Annotated in this window: 14 protein-coding genes and 1 other RNA gene; 10 read left to right on the top strand and 5 right to left on the bottom strand. The window is 43.6% G+C overall.

Features of this window, described 5'->3' with window-relative positions; all coding sequences use genetic code 11:
* The first annotated feature begins 70 nt into the window (after positions 1–70).
* The gene (locus LDO73_RS12525; RefSeq protein WP_224058217.1) at positions 71–799 is read left to right on the top strand and encodes an oxidative stress defense protein; all 729 of its coding nucleotides are present in this window, start codon (positions 71–73) and stop codon (positions 797–799) included.
* Here LDO73_RS12525 and LDO73_RS12520 read toward each other — a convergent pair.
* Entirely contained in the window at positions 789–1,709 is a 921-nt protein-coding gene (locus tag LDO73_RS12520) for a LysR family transcriptional regulator ArgP (RefSeq protein WP_224058215.1), read from the bottom strand. The two genes, LDO73_RS12525 and LDO73_RS12520, sit on opposite strands and share 11 nt — an antisense overlap.
* A 197-nt stretch (positions 1,710–1,906) precedes the next feature.
* Here LDO73_RS12520 and rpiA point away from each other — a divergent pair, with 197 nt between their 5' ends.
* Positions 1,907–2,566 (top strand): ribose-5-phosphate isomerase RpiA, encoded by a 660-nt coding sequence (rpiA, locus tag LDO73_RS12515; protein ID WP_224058213.1) that lies wholly within the window; start codon positions 1,907–1,909, stop codon positions 2,564–2,566.
* A 444-nt stretch (positions 2,567–3,010) separates the two neighbouring features.
* Positions 3,011–4,261: a phosphoglycerate dehydrogenase gene (gene serA / locus LDO73_RS12510; protein WP_224058212.1), complete on the top strand. Its 1,251-nt coding sequence runs from the start codon at positions 3,011–3,013 to the stop codon at positions 4,259–4,261.
* 37 nt (positions 4,262–4,298) lie between these two features.
* On the opposite strand, the gene LDO73_RS12505 is transcribed toward serA, so the two are convergent.
* The 3 genes from LDO73_RS12505 to zapA form a co-directional block, all read right to left on the bottom strand.
* The gene (locus LDO73_RS12505; protein ID WP_224058211.1) at positions 4,299–4,901 is read right to left on the bottom strand and encodes a 5-formyltetrahydrofolate cyclo-ligase; all 603 of its coding nucleotides are present in this window, start codon (positions 4,899–4,901) and stop codon (positions 4,299–4,301) included.
* A gap of 136 nt (positions 4,902–5,037) precedes the next feature.
* Positions 5,038–5,220, bottom strand: a non-coding RNA gene (gene ssrS / locus LDO73_RS12500) — 6S RNA.
* A gap of 110 nt (positions 5,221–5,330) precedes the next feature.
* Entirely contained in the window at positions 5,331–5,660 is a 330-nt protein-coding gene (zapA, locus tag LDO73_RS12495) for a cell division protein ZapA (protein WP_036951152.1), read from the bottom strand.
* Positions 5,661–5,881: 221 nt separating this feature from the next.
* On the opposite strand from zapA, the gene LDO73_RS12490 reads away from it, so the two are divergent.
* The 7 genes from LDO73_RS12490 (at position 5,882) to gcvP (ending at position 15,537) form a co-directional block, all read left to right on the top strand.
* The gene (locus LDO73_RS12490) at positions 5,882–6,460 is read left to right on the top strand and encodes a YecA family protein (protein WP_224058209.1); all 579 of its coding nucleotides are present in this window, start codon (positions 5,882–5,884) and stop codon (positions 6,458–6,460) included.
* A 163-nt stretch (positions 6,461–6,623) separates the two neighbouring features.
* A complete protein-coding gene (gene pepP / locus LDO73_RS12485; protein WP_224058207.1) occupies positions 6,624–7,946 on the top strand; it encodes a Xaa-Pro aminopeptidase in 1,323 nt (440 codons plus the stop codon).
* A gap of 37 nt (positions 7,947–7,983) precedes the next feature.
* Entirely contained in the window at positions 7,984–9,162 is a 1,179-nt protein-coding gene (gene ubiH / locus LDO73_RS12480; protein WP_224058205.1) for a 2-octaprenyl-6-methoxyphenyl hydroxylase, read from the top strand.
* A gap of 25 nt (positions 9,163–9,187) precedes the next feature.
* Complete coding sequence (gene ubiI, locus LDO73_RS12475) at positions 9,188–10,414, top strand: FAD-dependent 2-octaprenylphenol hydroxylase (protein WP_224058203.1); 1,227 nt, start codon at positions 9,188–9,190, stop codon at positions 10,412–10,414.
* Between the two features lie 475 nt (positions 10,415–10,889).
* Complete coding sequence (gcvT, locus tag LDO73_RS12470; RefSeq protein WP_224058201.1) at positions 10,890–11,984, top strand: glycine cleavage system aminomethyltransferase GcvT; 1,095 nt, start codon at positions 10,890–10,892, stop codon at positions 11,982–11,984.
* A gap of 92 nt (positions 11,985–12,076) precedes the next feature.
* Complete coding sequence (gene gcvH / locus LDO73_RS12465; RefSeq protein ID WP_036951141.1) at positions 12,077–12,469, top strand: glycine cleavage system protein GcvH; 393 nt, start codon at positions 12,077–12,079, stop codon at positions 12,467–12,469.
* A 191-nt stretch (positions 12,470–12,660) separates the two neighbouring features.
* Positions 12,661–15,537: an aminomethyl-transferring glycine dehydrogenase gene (gene gcvP, locus LDO73_RS12460; RefSeq protein WP_224058195.1), complete on the top strand. Its 2,877-nt coding sequence runs from the start codon at positions 12,661–12,663 to the stop codon at positions 15,535–15,537.
* A 306-nt stretch (positions 15,538–15,843) separates the two neighbouring features.
* Here gcvP and LDO73_RS12455 read toward each other — a convergent pair whose 3' ends face one another.
* Positions 15,844–16,581, bottom strand: coding sequence for a hypothetical protein (locus LDO73_RS12455; RefSeq protein WP_224058193.1), 738 nt, complete (start codon positions 16,579–16,581; stop codon positions 15,844–15,846).
* Positions 16,582–16,628: the final 47 nt, after the last annotated feature.

Genomic DNA, 16,628 nt, shown 5'->3' with positions numbered 1-16,628 from the left:
AACCTTAATCAAAGGAAGTTTATGATGAGCTTCCTTTTTCTTGTAGAGAAAAATACCATTGGGAGGTTCTGTGAAATTGAAATCTATCGTTGTTGCTGCCCTGCTGGCAGGTCTTGCGGTACCAACCATGTCATTGGCAAGTGCCGTACCAGAAGGTCCGCATATTTCAACGTCAGCAAGTGGTGCTGTGAAAGTGGCACCAGATATGGCAACGCTGAGCATTAATGTGCAAGTGACCAATAAAGATGCCGCTGCTGCGAAAGCCGCCGTTGATAAGCGTGTTGCTGAATATTATGAATTCCTAAAGAAAAATGGCATTGAAAAGCAAGATATTGAAGCTGCCAATGTGCGTACGCAACCAAATTATGATTATAGTTCGTCTGCAAAAGCATCCTTAAAAGGGTATACCGCGACAAGAACCGTTGAAGTGAAAGTGAAAAAACTGGATCAACTGAATGTTCTGCTCGATGGTGCATTAGCGGCAGGATTGAATGAAATTAATTCAGTCCAATTTGGCGTGAATGATCCGCAGAAATATCGTAATGCAGCGCGTGACCAAGCAATGAAGAATGCTCAGCAGCAGGCTGAAGCGTTGGCGAAAGGGTTTAATGCGCAGTTAGGGCCGATTTACAGCATTAATTATAATGCTCCATCAGATGTACCATACCCAATGGCGATGCGCAGCCGTGGTGGTGCGTTGAAAGCAACTGCTCAAGATCTCAATGTTGATGAGACCTATGAGCAACAAAGTATTGATTTTAATGATCAAGTCGATGTGGTTTTTGAAATTAAGCGTTAATTTCGGCAGCAATTTCATCATCTTGTTTTAGCATTTGGCGTCCTGTTTTCAGCAGGGCGTCAGTCACTTTCTTCATCGTGCGGCTTTCTGGCGCAAAACGATGCCAATAAAGCATACGACGCTGACATAATCCCGGTGTTAAATCGACCAGCTCACCATTTTCTAATTCACTGGCAATTTGCAAATGCGGGATCATGCAGCATGTTGAACCTTGTTTTGCTAGCTGCACAAACGCTTCCGATGAGTTAACAATATGGCAGGGCACGCTGCCCGGAGATAAACCAAAATTTTGTTGTACAAAAGCTTGGTGCATATCATCTAAGTGGTCAAAAGCCACGGCTGGCGCTTTTAATAACGATGCGCGAGTAACACCTTCAGGAAAGTATTTAGCGGCAAAGCCAGGAGAAGCCACAAAAATATAGTCCAGTGCGCCCAGCTTATCGACTAAACAGCCCGGCAGCGCTTGTGGCTGAATACTGATAGCACCCACCACTTCACCACGTCTTAAACGTTCTTGGGTGCGGGTTTCATCTTCCACTTGGATATTTAAGCGAATGGGGGTGTTACCCAGTACCGGATTCAATGCAGGTAAGAACCATGTTGCCAAGCTATCGGCGTTTACTGCTAAGGAGAGCAATAATGGGGTAGAGCCGCTGTTTTCATCCCCAAGCCACTGTTCTTCGAGTAATTCTACTTGATGAAGCAGTGCAAGCAGTTTTTGACCTTGTTCAGTCGGATGTGGCGGAACGGTACGCACGAGTAAAGGTTGACCAAAAAGGTTTTCTAACTGTTTGATTCGTTGAGAAACTGCAGATTGGGTGATACACAATTTTTGTGCTGCTCGTTCAAATCCGCGTTCACGAATGACGGCATCCAGTGCTTGCAAGGCGCGATAATCAGGGCGCTTCATCAAAAACTCTCCTTCTTGTTATTCTGCTAATCACTATGCCATATTTTTAGGGATAACACTTGCAAATATTCCTAAAGGGTATTTTTCATAAGAAGTAGTGCACAATCCCTAATAACAATACTGCAACTTGCTGGATGTCCGGTATATACTATTGGACATCTACTTAATGACTTATTATTTCAGTATAAGGCTCTCGTATGACTCAGGATGAATTAAAAAAAGCAGTAGGTTGGGCGGCACTAGAATATGTTAAACCAGGCACGATTGTCGGTGTTGGTACAGGTTCTACCGCGTCTCACTTTATTGATGCATTAGCAACGATGAAGGGGCAAATCGAAGGTGCAGTCTCTAGCTCTGAAGCGTCAACGCAAAAATTAAAATCCTTGGGTATTCCCGTTTTTGACTGTAACAGCGTGGACTTATTAGATGTTTATGTTGATGGTGCTGACGAAGTTGACAGTAACATGAACATGATCAAAGGCGGCGGTGCAGCATTAACCCGTGAAAAAATTGTATCTGCGATTGCGAAAACATTCGTGTGTATCGTAGACCAATCTAAGCTGGTGGGCGTACTGGGTAAATTCCCTCTGCCAGTGGAAGTGATCCCAATGGCGCGTAGCTATGTGGCTCGTGAGCTAGTCAAACTGGGCGGTCAGCCGGTTTACCGTGAGAATGTAGTGACGGATAACGGTAACGTTATTTTAGATGTTCACAACTTAGAGATCCTCGACCCAGTCGCTTTAGAAAATAAAATCAACGGGATTGCTGGTGTGGTAACAGTCGGATTATTTGCTAACCGTGGCGCGGATGTCGTGCTGATGGGAACGGCTGACGGCGTAAAAACCATTAAGTTGTAATTAATCAGATTGTAATGATAAGCCAGTGGATTTTCGAGTTCACTGGCTTATTTTTTTGATTAGAAAGGTTTTTAACTAGATAGTTTGATAGTTAATGACTTTTGTAAATATCATCAACATGAAAATTATTTAAATTTTTTTTACCTTCCACTATTTTGGTGATATATCTCACACAAATGCCCATTGGGTGGGCAAAATGCTTATTTTGTGTTACCGCTCTAGATTTTCCACCACATAACTTCTTTTTCATCACACATTTTAGCAGAGTCTAAGCAATCGTTTGTATTGCTACTGCGCTGGATTTTGCTATGTTGGTATTCTCGTTTTATTTCAAGGTGCATGTGAGGGGGCGGGAGTGCCTTAATTTCATGGCGTGCATCTCGAATTATTTTGAGTTCATACGAAATTCATCGGTCAAAAATTAAGAACGATAGGGTAGGGTAAATGGTCAAGGTATCTTTGCAGAAAGACAAAATTAAATTTTTACTGCTCGAAGGTGTTCACCAAAGTGCTGTGGATAACCTTAAAGCAGCGGGTTACACCAATATCGAATATCACAAAAGCGCGCTGTCGGACGAAGAATTAAAAGAAGCGATTAAAGACGCACGTTTTGTGGGGATCCGCTCCCGTACTCATTTAACGGAAGAGATCTTTGCCGCAGCTGAAAAGCTGGTGGCTGTGGGATGTTTCTGTATTGGAACCAACCAAGTTGATCTCGATGCAGCAGCGAAGCGCGGTATTCCTGTCTTTAATGCACCATTCTCCAACACCCGTTCCGTGGCGGAAATGGTACTAGGCCAGTTATTACTGCTGTTACGTCGTATTCCTGAAGCGAATATGCAAGCTCACCGTGGGATCTGGGAAAAACAAGCGAAAGGCTGCTTTGAAGCTCGTGGCAAGCGCTTAGGTATTGTCGGTTATGGTCATATCGGTACTCAGTTAGGGATCTTAGCTGAAGGAATTGGTATGGATGTTTACTTCTACGACATCGAAAACAAATTACCATTAGGTAACGCAACTCAAGTTCGTTCATTACCAGAATTATTAAAAATGAGCGATGTGGTTAGCCTACATGTGCCTGAAACCGCAAGCACGAAAAACATGTTTGGTAAAGCGCAGTTTGAGCAAATGAAACAAGGTGCGATTTTCATTAACGCATCACGCGGTACCGTCGTTGATATCCCTGCATTAAGCGCAGCGTTAGAAAGTAAGAAATTATCAGGGGCAGCGGTTGACGTATTCCCAACGGAGCCAGCAGCAAACAACGATCCTAATGACCCATTCATCTCTGAGTTGATTAAATTCGATAACGTGATTCTGACCCCACATATCGGTGGTTCAACAGAAGAAGCGCAAGAAAATATCGGCTTAGAAGTGGCAAGCAAACTGGCAAAATACTCAGATAACGGTTCAACATTATCTGCGGTTAACTTCCCTGAAGTTTCTCTGCCAGTGCATATGGATGATACTAACCGTTTACTGCACATTCATGAAAACCGCCCTGGTATCATGAACAGTATCAACCAAGTGTTTACTGAAAATAACATTAACGTGGTCGGGCAGTATCTGAGAACTTCAGGTAATGTGGGCTATGTGGTTATTGATGTACTGACGCAGTCACCAAGCCAAGCGGATGAAGTATTACTGAAATTAAAATCTCTACCGGGCACTATCCGCGCTCGTCTGCTGTTCTAATTACATTTAAATTGTTATCGAAATATGGCGTTGGTATTTACCAGCGCCATATTTTTTTCGGGGTAATAATTTCTGGCAACGGAATATCCCAATGCGCAACAGGTAAATCTTCAACTAACTGACAATCATGGGCGAGCCCAATAGGATAAAAGCCAGTTTTTTGCCAATTAGCCAATGTTCTATCATAAAATCCACCCCCCATACCTAATCGTTGTCCTTGGCTATCAAAAGCCACCAGCGGGATCATCATAATATCCAGTTGCTCGATGGGTAATACATCCAACAGATTTAATTGTGGCTCTTCAATATTAAATTTATTTTTTACTAAGATAGTCCTCGGCGTGTAGTGCAAAAATAATAAGTGATGAGGATTAAAAGGATGAATAACGGGTAGATAAACTTGTTTTCCGTGATCCCAAAGGGTTTGGATTAATGGGCGTGTGTTAATTTCACCATCGAACGAAAGAAACAGGGCGATAGTTTTAGCTTTTGCGACTTTTGGGTGATTAAGTGTGTGGGCGATAATACGTTGTGCCGCATCATCTTGGGCTTTAGGCGTCAGTTCCCGCCGGGTTGCTCGAATCGATTTACGGATTTGCTGACGTAGTGAAGAAAGCGCATCTGACATAACCATTTCCATAAATCATATTCCTAATATCAAGTTGATAATTCGTGGAAAACCTACGAAACAGTATATCGCAAGGAATAGGAATAAGTAATTTTTAGCGTGGGTTTGGGATATTGTGCAAAGAATACAGTGCAGACTAAATAGAAGGGAGGTCTCCAAGATGCCGTTGTAGGCTGTAACCCTTGAACCCTTGGTTCAAGGTGAACGCAGTTTAGCAACCTTTAGGCTTCCTGAGCGAATCAGGCATGCTCACCAGCGCAATAACCACATTCTGTTTGGTATGAAATATCGGCTCAGGGGACTTACCCACTGACGCGCATCTCAGAGAAATTTGTTTTGAGAACTTTCGTTACTCAGTGATTTCATTGTACGAAATTAGAGTATAAATGCAACCTAATTTTTCGTTTTATTTTTTTACTAGTGATTGATTAATAAGCATATTTACTCTAGGGGCAATACCTGCCTCTCAGTGATTTTTACCTGATCGTGCAATGCTTGTTCAATCGTCTGCTGCAATACTTTTATCTTCTCTTCCATATTATAAGCATAATCGCGCGTTTTTGTCTTTTCTTGTGCTAATTCGTGACAGACGTTCAATGCGACAATGAAAATAAGTTGTTCAGTGTTAGTGACACCGCTTCGGTCTTTTAACGTTTTTAAGCGTTCTTCTAATTCTTTTGCTGACTCTAAGAGCGCTTCTTTTTGTTCTATTGGGCAATTAACGCGCATAGAGCGCCCAAAAATCTGAATATCAACGGGTTGTGCGGACATGGTACCTCCATACTAAAATCGTTTTCGCCAATAAAAGTAGGACATTTGGCGTAAATGTTGTTAATTTTTGCATAGCTTATGCTTAGATAGGCATTGGCGATATATTACTAGTTTAGAATAAAAATAAGCTAATAATAACTCTGATAAAAAAAGCAGACTGGTCTAGCGGCTATCCTTGGTGGTAGCATATCACGAATCCCAAGCTAACATGATGAATTCAGATGTCTATACAAAAATCTTTACCTAACTATGAATCGTTGGACAACTTACTCCAACAGCACTCAATCGCACTCACTGCCGCCGAGATCCATGGTTTAATAACCGGGTTGATTTGTGGAGGAAGCCGTGACCATGGTTGGCAAACACTTGTTCATGATCTGGCGAATGACGGACTTGCGTTTCCACAAACCGTTTCACAACCGCTGCGTGAACTGTATGACCTCACATTTGAAGCATTAGATGACACCGAATTTACATTCAATATGCTATTTCCAGATGAAGATGCTTCTGTGTTTGACCATGCGGACGCACTGGCTGGCTGGGTCAACCATTTCTTACTTGGTATTGGCGTAGCTCAACCTAAATTGACTGATAGAAAAGAGATTAGTGAAGTAATTACTGATCTACGTAACATCGGTATGCTTGGTTATGATGAAGAAGAAGACCAAGAAGAGTTAGAGCAAGCATTAGAAGAAGTTATTGAATATGTGAGAGTTGCCGTTCAACTGTGTTACATCGCATTAGCTGAGCCGAAAAAAGGCCCAACTTCTGTCGAGAATATCAAGCCCGTTCTTCACTAATCTATAATATTGGGTAGAGACCATTAACTATAGGCTTTCTGCATTGTCAGTCACCTACGGTTAAGGAACGGATTTACCTAATTTAAACTGATTGCCGTTTGATTTTTAGCTAATTATCAAACAAGCAACCAATCTAAAACCCAAATAATAAGGCAATAACGGTATGAATAAGCAGGAATTTATTTCTCGTCGTAATGCATTATTGGCTCAAATGGCACCAGCAAGTGCTGCTATTATTTTCTCAGCACCTGAAGCACAACGTAATGCGGATTGCGAATATCCGTATCGCCAGCACAGTGATTTTCTGTATCTGACTGGATTTAGTGAGCCAGAAGCGGTTTTAGTTTTAATAAAAAGTGACGAGAAACATAGCCACACCGTACTATTCAACCGTGTTCGCGATCTCACAGCAGAAATTTGGTTTGGGCGTCGATTAGGGCAAGATGCGGCACCCGAAAAATTAGGTGTTGATAAAGCGCTGCCATTTGATGAAATCGTCGATCAACTCTATCAATTACTCAATGGCCTCGATGTGGTTTATCACGCTCAAGGTGAATTTGATTACGCGGATAAACTGGTTTTCGGTGCGTTGGATGTCCTGCGTCGAGGAAGCCGTCGAAACTTAAAAGCCCCTCGTACAGTCATTGACTGGCGTCCAATGGTGCACGAAATGCGCCTATTTAAGTCGGATGCAGAAATGGCGGTCATGCGCAAAGCGGGGGAAATCTCGGCATTAGCTCATATTCGTGCGATGGAAACTTGCCGCCCGAATATGTATGAATACCAGCTTTGTGGTGAGATTGAGTATGAATTTACTCGCCATGGTGCGCGTTTTCCATCCTATAACACCATCGTCGGTAGTGGCGAAAACGCCTGCATTTTGCACTACACAGAAAATGAATGTGCGATGAAAGACGGGGACTTAGTTCTGATTGATGCTGGTGCAGAGTTAGAAGGTTACGCCGGGGATATCACCCGGACTTTTCCTGTGAACGGAAAATTTACCAAAGAGCAGCGTGAAATCTACGATATTGTTCTTCAATCTATCAATACCGCATTAGAACTATATCGTCCTGGCAGCAGTATCCACGAAGTGACTCGTCAAATTGTTCGCATTAAAACTGAAGGCTTAGTGAAATTAGGCATTTTGCAGGGTGATGTCGAACAATTGATCGAAAACAAAGCGTATCATCCATTTTTTATGCATGGTTTAAGCCATTGGCTGGGCTTAGATGTTCATGATGTCGGTTTTTACGGTGTAGAAAGAGACCGCATTTTAGAGCCGGGCATGGTGCTGACCATTGAACCAGGATTATATATTGCGCCAGATGCTGATGTACCGCCTCAATACCGTGGTATTGGCGTACGTATCGAGGACGATATTCTTATCACTGAAGATGGGAATGAAAACTTAACAGCGATGGTTGTCAAAGATCCTGATGAAATTGAAGCGTTAATGGCAGCGGCTAAAAAACGCTTAGGTTAAGCAGTAAAAAGTAATAATAGAAGGTAATTAACAACCTATGAATGTGATTATTGTTGGGGGAGGAATGGCTGGCGCGACATTGGCGCTGGCAATTTCATCACTCAGTCAAGGACGTGTTTCGGTATCACTTATCGAAGCATCTCAACCGGATGGTCAGCATCCGGGCTTTGATGCACGAGCGATTGCGTTAGCTCACGGCACTTGCCAGTACTTATCGTCGATAGGTGTTTTGGCTGCATTTGCTGATTGCGTCACCCCCATTAATCACGTTCATGTGTCCGATAGAGGGCACGCTGGGTTCGTTAATATTCATGCGGAAGATCACCAAATCACTGAATTGGGTAATGTGATCGAATTGCATGAAGCGGGCGCACGTTTATTTTCACTGTTACGTAAAGCCCCCGGCGTTACACTTTATTGTCCTGCTAAAGTGGAGCTCGTCGAGCGCTCCGTGGATAATGTGACGGTAACATTAGACAGCGGTGAGCAAATCAGGGGCAGCCTATTAGTGGCGGCGGATGGTAGCCGTTCTGCGATTGGCCAAGCTTGCAACATGCAATGGCAGCAAGATGATTATGGACAAGTGGCGATTATTGCCAATGTGAAAACATCGATTGACCCTGCTGGACGTGCCTTCGAACGCTTTACTGAATTTGGTCCTTTGGCATTATTACCTATGTCTGAAGGGCGTAGCTCGTTAGTTTGGTGTCATCACCAAGAACATGCTGACGATATTAATGCGTGGGATGATGAAACCTTTATTCGTAAATTACAGCAAGCCTTTGGCTGGCGTTTAGGGGAAATAACCCAAGCCGGTAAACGTAATTGTTACCCATTAGTGTTAAGGAAAGCGGTGAATCCTGTCAGTCACCGTGTTGCGCTGGTGGGAAATGCAGCGCAGACATTACACCCCATTGCGGGACAAGGTTTCAACCTTGGGATCCGCGATGTCATGCAATTAGCTGAATTAGTCGTCAATGCTCATAATAATCAGCAAGATATTGGCAGTTATTCATTGCTCAGTCAGTACCAACACACCCGATTAGCCGACCGAGAAAAAACCGTCACCATGACTGATGGTCTGGTGCGTTTATTTGCTAATCGTTGCTTCCCATTAATTGTGGGGCGTAATTTAGGTCTGATGGCGATGGAGATGTTGCCGCCTGTTCGTGATGTTTTAGCCCGCCAAACCCTTGGCTGGGTCGCACATAAATAACCACAAAACTAAGAGGAATAAAAATATGCAATCGTTTGATGTGGTTATCGCCGGTGGTGGTATGGTTGGGCTCGCACTGGCATGTGGACTCGAAGGCAGTGGTTTACGTGTGGCGGTCGTTGAAAACCATCCACCTAAAACGCCATTCTCTGCTAACGATCCCCATGCGTTACGCGTGTCGGCAATCAATGCCGCCAGTGAAAAATTATTGACTCATTTAGATGTATGGTCAGCAATTAAAGGGATGCGTGCTGCCGCCTATAACGGGATGGAAGTGTGGGATAACCACAGTTTCGGTCGTATTGCTTTTTCGGCTCAAGACCAAAATCTCTCGCATTTAGGTCATATCGTTGAAAATAATGTGGTGCGCGATGCCTTATGGCAAAAAGCCAGCCAATTGCGTGATGTGACTTTACTGGCCCCTGCAACTATCAAAAAGGTAGTGTGGGGAGAAAATGACGTTTTCATCACTTTAGACGATGAAAATATGTTAACTGCTCGCTTGATCGTCGGGGCAGATGGTGCAAATTCATGGCTACGTAGCCATGCGGATATCCCGCTCACTTTCTGGGATTATGAACATACTGCACTGGTGGCAACCATTCGAACCGAACTCCCACATGAAGGCATTGCTCGCCAAGCTTTTAATGGGGAAGGCATCCTCGCATTCTTACCGTTAAGCGACCCGCACTTATGTTCGATTGTTTGGTCTCAACCAAACTTAGCTGCTGCCCGCCGCCAAGATTTAGATAAGTTAGAATTTGAGAAAGAATTGACCGTCGCATTTGATGTTAATTTAGGTTTTTGCCAATTAGAAAGCGACCGTTTGACTATCCCATTAACCGGGCGCTATGCACGTCAGTTTGCGGCGCAGCGTTTAGCGCTACTTGGGGATGCGGCTCACACCATTCATCCTTTAGCCGGTCAAGGTGTGAATCTTGGTTTTATGGACGTCGCCATGCTGATTGGTGAAATCAGAAGGCTGCACCGTGAAGGTAAAGATTTTGGTCAATATTTCTATTTGCGTGACTATGAACGTAGCCGCAAGCACAGCGCTGCGGTGATGTTAGCGGGAATGCAGGGTTTCCGTGAACTGTTTGATGGCAACAATCCTGCGAAGAAATTGCTGCGAGACATTGGCCTTGTTTTAGCGGACAGTCTACCGGGTGTTAAACCTCAATTACTGAACCACGCGATGGGCTTATCGGATATGCCTAAATGGTTAAAGCAACTACCGACTAATAACGCTTAATTCCGCCTGAATTTTCTCTTTCAAATAACCTGAGTGTTTAATTTTAAATGCTCAGGTTTTTTATTTCTCATTCCGTCTCGTTAGCCGTCAGCCTAGTCTACCAATAGCTGAGAAAAACTAATTTATCTATAATTTCGGATTAGTTTTTCTAATTAATCTATTTTTCTGAATTTATCCGCATTTTTGGAGTAAGTCTCAATTACGATGATATTTTGCGCACTAATAAGCCAAATATGAAGGGATTGAGTGATCGTTCTCAATTATTTAACAAAAACCACTGGTAATGTGAGGGCGCAATCAGTAATACAGAGAGTACATCACCCTATTTTTATTTATAGCATCCAATTTTGAATGTTAGCAGTTTTGAATCAAATCCGATGATTTGCGTTTTGATGAAACGGGATTCACAGAAAAAAATTTATGCCGTTCATTACGCAATCACCCCATCAGACACAGTAATGTAAAGAGGGTATTCATGGTAAAGCAAACGACTCTATATGATGAGCATATAGCCTGCGGTGCAAAAATGGTGGATTTTCATGGCTGGATGATGCCACTGCACTATGGTTCGCAAATCAACGAACATAATATTGTTCGAACCGATGCAGGAATGTTTGATGTTTCCCACATGACGATTGTTGACTTACATGGCGAAGGTTGCCGTGATTTTCTTCGTTATCTTCTCGCCAATGATATCGCTAAGCTCACCATCAAAGGTCGCGCACTGTATACCGGTATGCTGAATGCATCTGGTGGTGTGATTGATGACCTGATCGTTTATTACCTTGAAGATGACTTCTACCGCCTTGTGGTTAACTCTGCGACGCGAGACAAAGACATTGCATGGATTGAGCAGCACGCGAAAGATTATGCGGTAGCGATTACTGTACGTGATGATTTGGCGTTAGTTGCCGTTCAAGGTCCGAAATCTCAAGAGAAAGTTCACACTTTACTGACCGAAGAACAACGTGCTGCCATTAAAGATATGAAGCCTTTTTATGGTGTTCAAACTGGGGATCTGTTTATTGCGACCACGGGCTACACCGGTGAAAAAGGGTATGAAATTGCGATGCCGAAACAGCAAATCGTGGATTTTTGGCATAAATTACTGAAGGCAGGCGTTCACCCAGCAGGTTTAGGTGCTCGCGATACTCTGCGCCTTGAAGCGGGTATGAATCTCTATGGGCAAGATATGGATGAGTCTATCTCTCCATTAGCGGCCAATATGGGGTGGACAATAGCTTGGGAGCCGCAAGACAGAAACTTTATCGGTCGTGAAGCGCTGGAAAAACAGCGAGAGAAAGGTACTGATAAGCTGGTGGGCATCGTGATGCGCGAAAAAGGTATTTTACGTGCCGAACAGGTTGTGCGCTTTACAGATGAATCAGGTAAATTGCATGAGGGAGTGATCACCAGTGGTTCATTCTCTCCAACGTTAGGTTTCAGTATCGCGCTAGCGCGTGTACCGAGTGACATTAAAAATCACGCTATCGTTGAAATTCGTCAGCGGGAAATGCCGGTTGAAGTGGTGAAGCCAGGATTTGTCCGTGAAGGTAAGGCATTAGTGTAATTAGATATTTTCTAATACAAATTGATTTTAAAACGTTTTTTCAAAAACTTTTTCTCAAAAACATATTCTCAGAATCAAAAGAGAGGCTAGAAATGAGCAATGCACCTAAAGAATTAAGATATACCCGCGAACACGAATGGCTGCGTGATGAAGGCAATGGTGAATTCACCGTTGGGATTACTGAACATGCGCAAGAAACTTTAGGCGATATGGTGTTTGTTGATTTACCGGATGTGGGTGATGTGGTGAGCGCAGGGGACGACTGTGCTGTCGTTGAGTCTGTGAAAGCAGCATCTGACATCTATGCACCGATTAGTGGTGAAATCATCGCAGTTAACAGTGCACTCAGCGATTCTCCAGAGCTGGTGAACGAATCGCCATATCAAGAAGGCTGGATTTTCCGTATTAAGATGAGCGATGACTCGCAGTTAGCTGACCTTATCGACGCTCAGGGCTATTTAAGCATGATCGCTGCGGAAGAGTAATCCACAGCATCATGTTTCGCACTGTAGCGTGATAGCTTGCTACAGTGCGAAATATCAAGAACATAATGAATATTTTTTAATCAAGGTTAGTTTGAACTAGTCTACTTATCTCGCAGTTTATCAATAGGTTTTATCATCGCTAGAGTCTTATAACCTACGCTACGCATAGCAAAAAGGATGGGAACACAGATATGTCGATGTCACTGAGTCAACTCGAAAACCGTTCAGAATTTATCTCGCGCCACATAGGGTCATCAGAACAACAAATAAAAACCATGTTAGGTACTGTTGGCGCGACATCCCTCGATAATTTAATGGACAAAATTGTTCCGAAGGCCATTTTACTGTCTGAGCCGCCAAGAGTTGGCGGCGGTGCAACCGAGCAGGAAGCGCTCGCAGAATTAAAAGGGATTGCCTCCCTAAATAAACGTTATAAAAGTTACATCGGTATGGGCTATGCTCCAGTGATCCTTCCTCCTGTTATCTTACGTAATTTGCTCGAAAACCCAGGTTGGTATACGGCTTACACTCCTTATCAGCCCGAAGTTTCCCAAGGTCGTCTTGAGTCACTGCTGAATTTCCAGCAATTAACGATTGATTTAACGGGCTTAGATTTAGCATCAGCGTCTTTACTGGATGAGGCGACAGCCGCTGCGGAAGCGATGGCGATGGCAAAACGCATCAGCAAATTGAAAAATGCAGAGCGCTTTTTTGTTGCAGATGACGTCCATCCTCAAACCCTTGATGTTGTACGGACTCGTGCGGGCACATTTGGCTTTGAAGTGATTGTCGACAGTGCGGAAAAAGTATTGGAACACGAAGGTGTGTTTGGTGCATTGCTGCAACAAGTGGGCACCACGGGGAACATTCATGATTACGGCGAGCTATTTGCCAAACTAAAAGCGAAGAATATTGTTAGCTGTGTAGCTGCCGATATGATGGCATTAGTGTTATTGACGGCACCGGCAAAACAAGGGGCTGACATTGTTTTCGGCTCAGCGCAGCGTTTTGGTGTACCAATGGGCTATGGTGGCCCTCACGCGGCATTCTTTGCCTGTAAAGACGAATTTAAACGTGCGATGCCGGGACGCATTATCGGGGTCTCTCGTGATGCTGCGGGTCATACTGCACTACGTATGGCGATGCAAACCCGTGAACAACATATTCGCCGTGAAAAAGCGAACTCCAACATTTGTACCTCCCAAGTTTTACTGGCCAATATTGCTGCGATGTATGCGGTGTATCATGGGCCTGAAGGCTTGAAAATGATTGCGCAGCGCATTCATCGCTTTAGCTCGATTTTTGCTAAAGCGATGACGGAGTCAGGCATCGTTCTACGCCATAAAACGTGGTTCGATACTCTGGCTATCGAAGTGGCAGACAAAGCGGCTGTTTTAGCGCGTGCCGAAAAAGCGCAAATAAACTTACGCACAGATATTCACGGTGCAGTGGGCGTTACGTTCAGTGAAATCACCACACGCGAAGATCTCAACGAACTGTTCTTTGTGATCACCGGTACCGATCAAAAACTGGATTTCGAAAAATTAGATAAGCAAGTTTCAGAAAGTGACAGTGCAATTCCAGCTGCCATGTTGCGTGATGATGTGATTTTATCCCATCCAAATTTCCATCGTTATCATAGCGAAACGGAAATGATGCGCTACATGCATAGCTTAGAACGTAAGGATTTAGCGCTGAACCAAGCGATGATCCCATTAGGTTCTTGCACCATGAAACTTAACGCCGCTGCGGAAATGCTGCCAATTACGTGGCCTGAATTTGGTGAATTACACCCGTTCTGCCCACCGGAGCAGGCGCAAGGCTATCACCAAATGATTGAGCAGCTTTCCCATTGGTTAGTTCAATTAACGGGATACGATGCCGTCTGTATGCAGCCTAACTCAGGGGCACAAGGGGAATATGCGGGGCTGTTAGCGATTCGCCGTTACCATGAAAGCCGCAATGAAGGCGCACGTAATATCTGTTTGATCCCTGCCTCTGCTCACGGAACTAACCCAGCATCTGCTCACATGGCAGGTATGGAAGTGGTGGTGGTACGTTGTGATGATGAAGGTAACATTGACCTTGCTGACCTGCGAGAAAAAGCGCAGGAGCACAGTGCTGTACTCTCTTGCGTGATGGTGACGTATCCGTCAACTCACGGTGTGTATGAAGAGAGCATTCGCGAAGTGTGTGAAATTATTCACCAATATGGCGGGCAAGTTTACTTAGATGGCGCGAATATGAACGCCCAAGTGGGGCTGACAACACCGGGCTTTATCGGTGCCGACGTTTCTCACTTGAACCTGCATAAAACCTTCTGTATTCCGCATGGCGGTGGTGGTCCAGGTATGGGACCTATCGGTGTGAAAAAACATTTAGCACCGTTTGTACCAGGGCACTCTATCGTCACTCAAGAAATGCTGACCGAACAAGGTGCGGTTTCTGCTGCGCCATTTGGTAGCGCTTCTATTCTGCCAATTAGCTGGATGTATATTCGCATGATGGGCTCCCATGGGCTGAGAAAAGCTAGCCAAGTGGCAATCTTGAACGCTAACTATATAGCGAAGCGTTTAGCGGGTCGTTATGAAATCCTCTATACCGGACAAGAAGGTTATGTGGCTCACGAATGTATCGTGGATCTGCGTCCAATCAAGAAAGATACGGGCATCAGTGAGCTGGATATTGCTAAGCGCCTGATTGACTATGGTTTCCATGCACCAACTATGTCATTCCCAGTAGCGGGTACGTTGATGATCGAGCCAACTGAGTCAGAAAGTATTGTGGAAATCGATCGCTTTATCGATGCAATGCTGGCTATCCGTGATGAGATTGACCAAGTGGTACAAGGTCAATGGACGCTGGAAGATAACCCGTTAGTCAATGCGCCACACGTTCAAACCGAGTTGGCAGAAGAGTGGAAACATGGTTATAGCCGTGAACTGGCTGCATTCCCATCTCACGCAACACGAGTGAACAAGTACTGGCCAGCGGTAAAACGCCTTGATGATGTTTATGGCGACCGCCATTTACATTGCTCTTGCGTGCCTATCGATGAGTATATGTAATTAATTTTCTAGCTTTTTAATACGAAAACGCCAGATATTTATCTGGCGTTTTTTATGTAACGGTAATAAAAAAGCCACTTCGGAATGAAGTGGCTTCAAAATACGTTTTTTACAACTAGTATGTTGGGGAATGTCGCTGCCATTCTCCGAGTGATTACTTTGTTCTTATAAACTGGACCATCACTAAGGTGCTAGCACGAACCCACATTCCTTTCAGAATGCTTCATATTTATAGAGCCAAGGGCGTATGTTGGCTCTGGTATAACGTTTTGGAGTATAGCTTGGTTTTATAGACTTCACAACAGTCTAAAGATTACTTAGCAAGCAAATTGCGGTATTGCAAGTAACAGGATAATTACTGAGTTCAGACATCGCTGAGTTTAATATGCAGCCAGTTGAAAGTAAGTCGTCGACTAATATTATGTTTTTATTATGTAATTTATTCATATCAAAGTTCGGACTCATTTTCCAAGGTGAAAAATAGAATCGAACTTTATTGGGGACTTTCTTCATAGTAAAAATCGTATTTTTAGGCAGGCTGCGTAATTCAGATAAAGTTTTATTGAGGTCACGTTTATGTGAACTTTTAATAGCGAGTTTTTTTATCGAAAAATCATCTAAAACCTCACTTGTCGTTCTCTTCATAAAGCAATTATGGTGCAGAGGTAGAGCAAACTTACGTGCTATTCGATTGGCTAGGAAGGTGACAACCTTTGCTGAAGATGGCATTACGACGAGGGTACTATTTTGAGTGGTAATTTCATCTTCTATTTTATTTAGAATATTGATGAATGAAGGTTTAAGTTTATAAATTTCACGATGCGAAATAGTGTAACTAAATACATTTTTTAACGCATACATTAAAGGATTACCGTCTCTATCTGAATCGCCAAATTTGGTTCGTTGATAAATGCTGAAGACAGACAGTTTGGTGTGGGACCCAATGAGAGACATTTTGGTTTTTTTTTCAGTAGAAGTCACAACTCTTCGCTCATGCTCTCCATTGAATGTGACTTCTTTATCTTTTGAAACATCTATGCCCATTTGGTTATCATTCCTTTGAATACCATTGATTAGCTACAGGATTATTA

This window comes from Providencia alcalifaciens, from assembly GCF_915403165.1.
In the GTDB taxonomy this organism is placed as follows: Bacteria; Pseudomonadota; Gammaproteobacteria; order Enterobacterales; family Enterobacteriaceae; genus Providencia; species Providencia alcalifaciens_C.
Note: the sequence above shows the minus strand (reverse complement) of the source record. Positions and strands in the feature narration are given on the sequence as shown.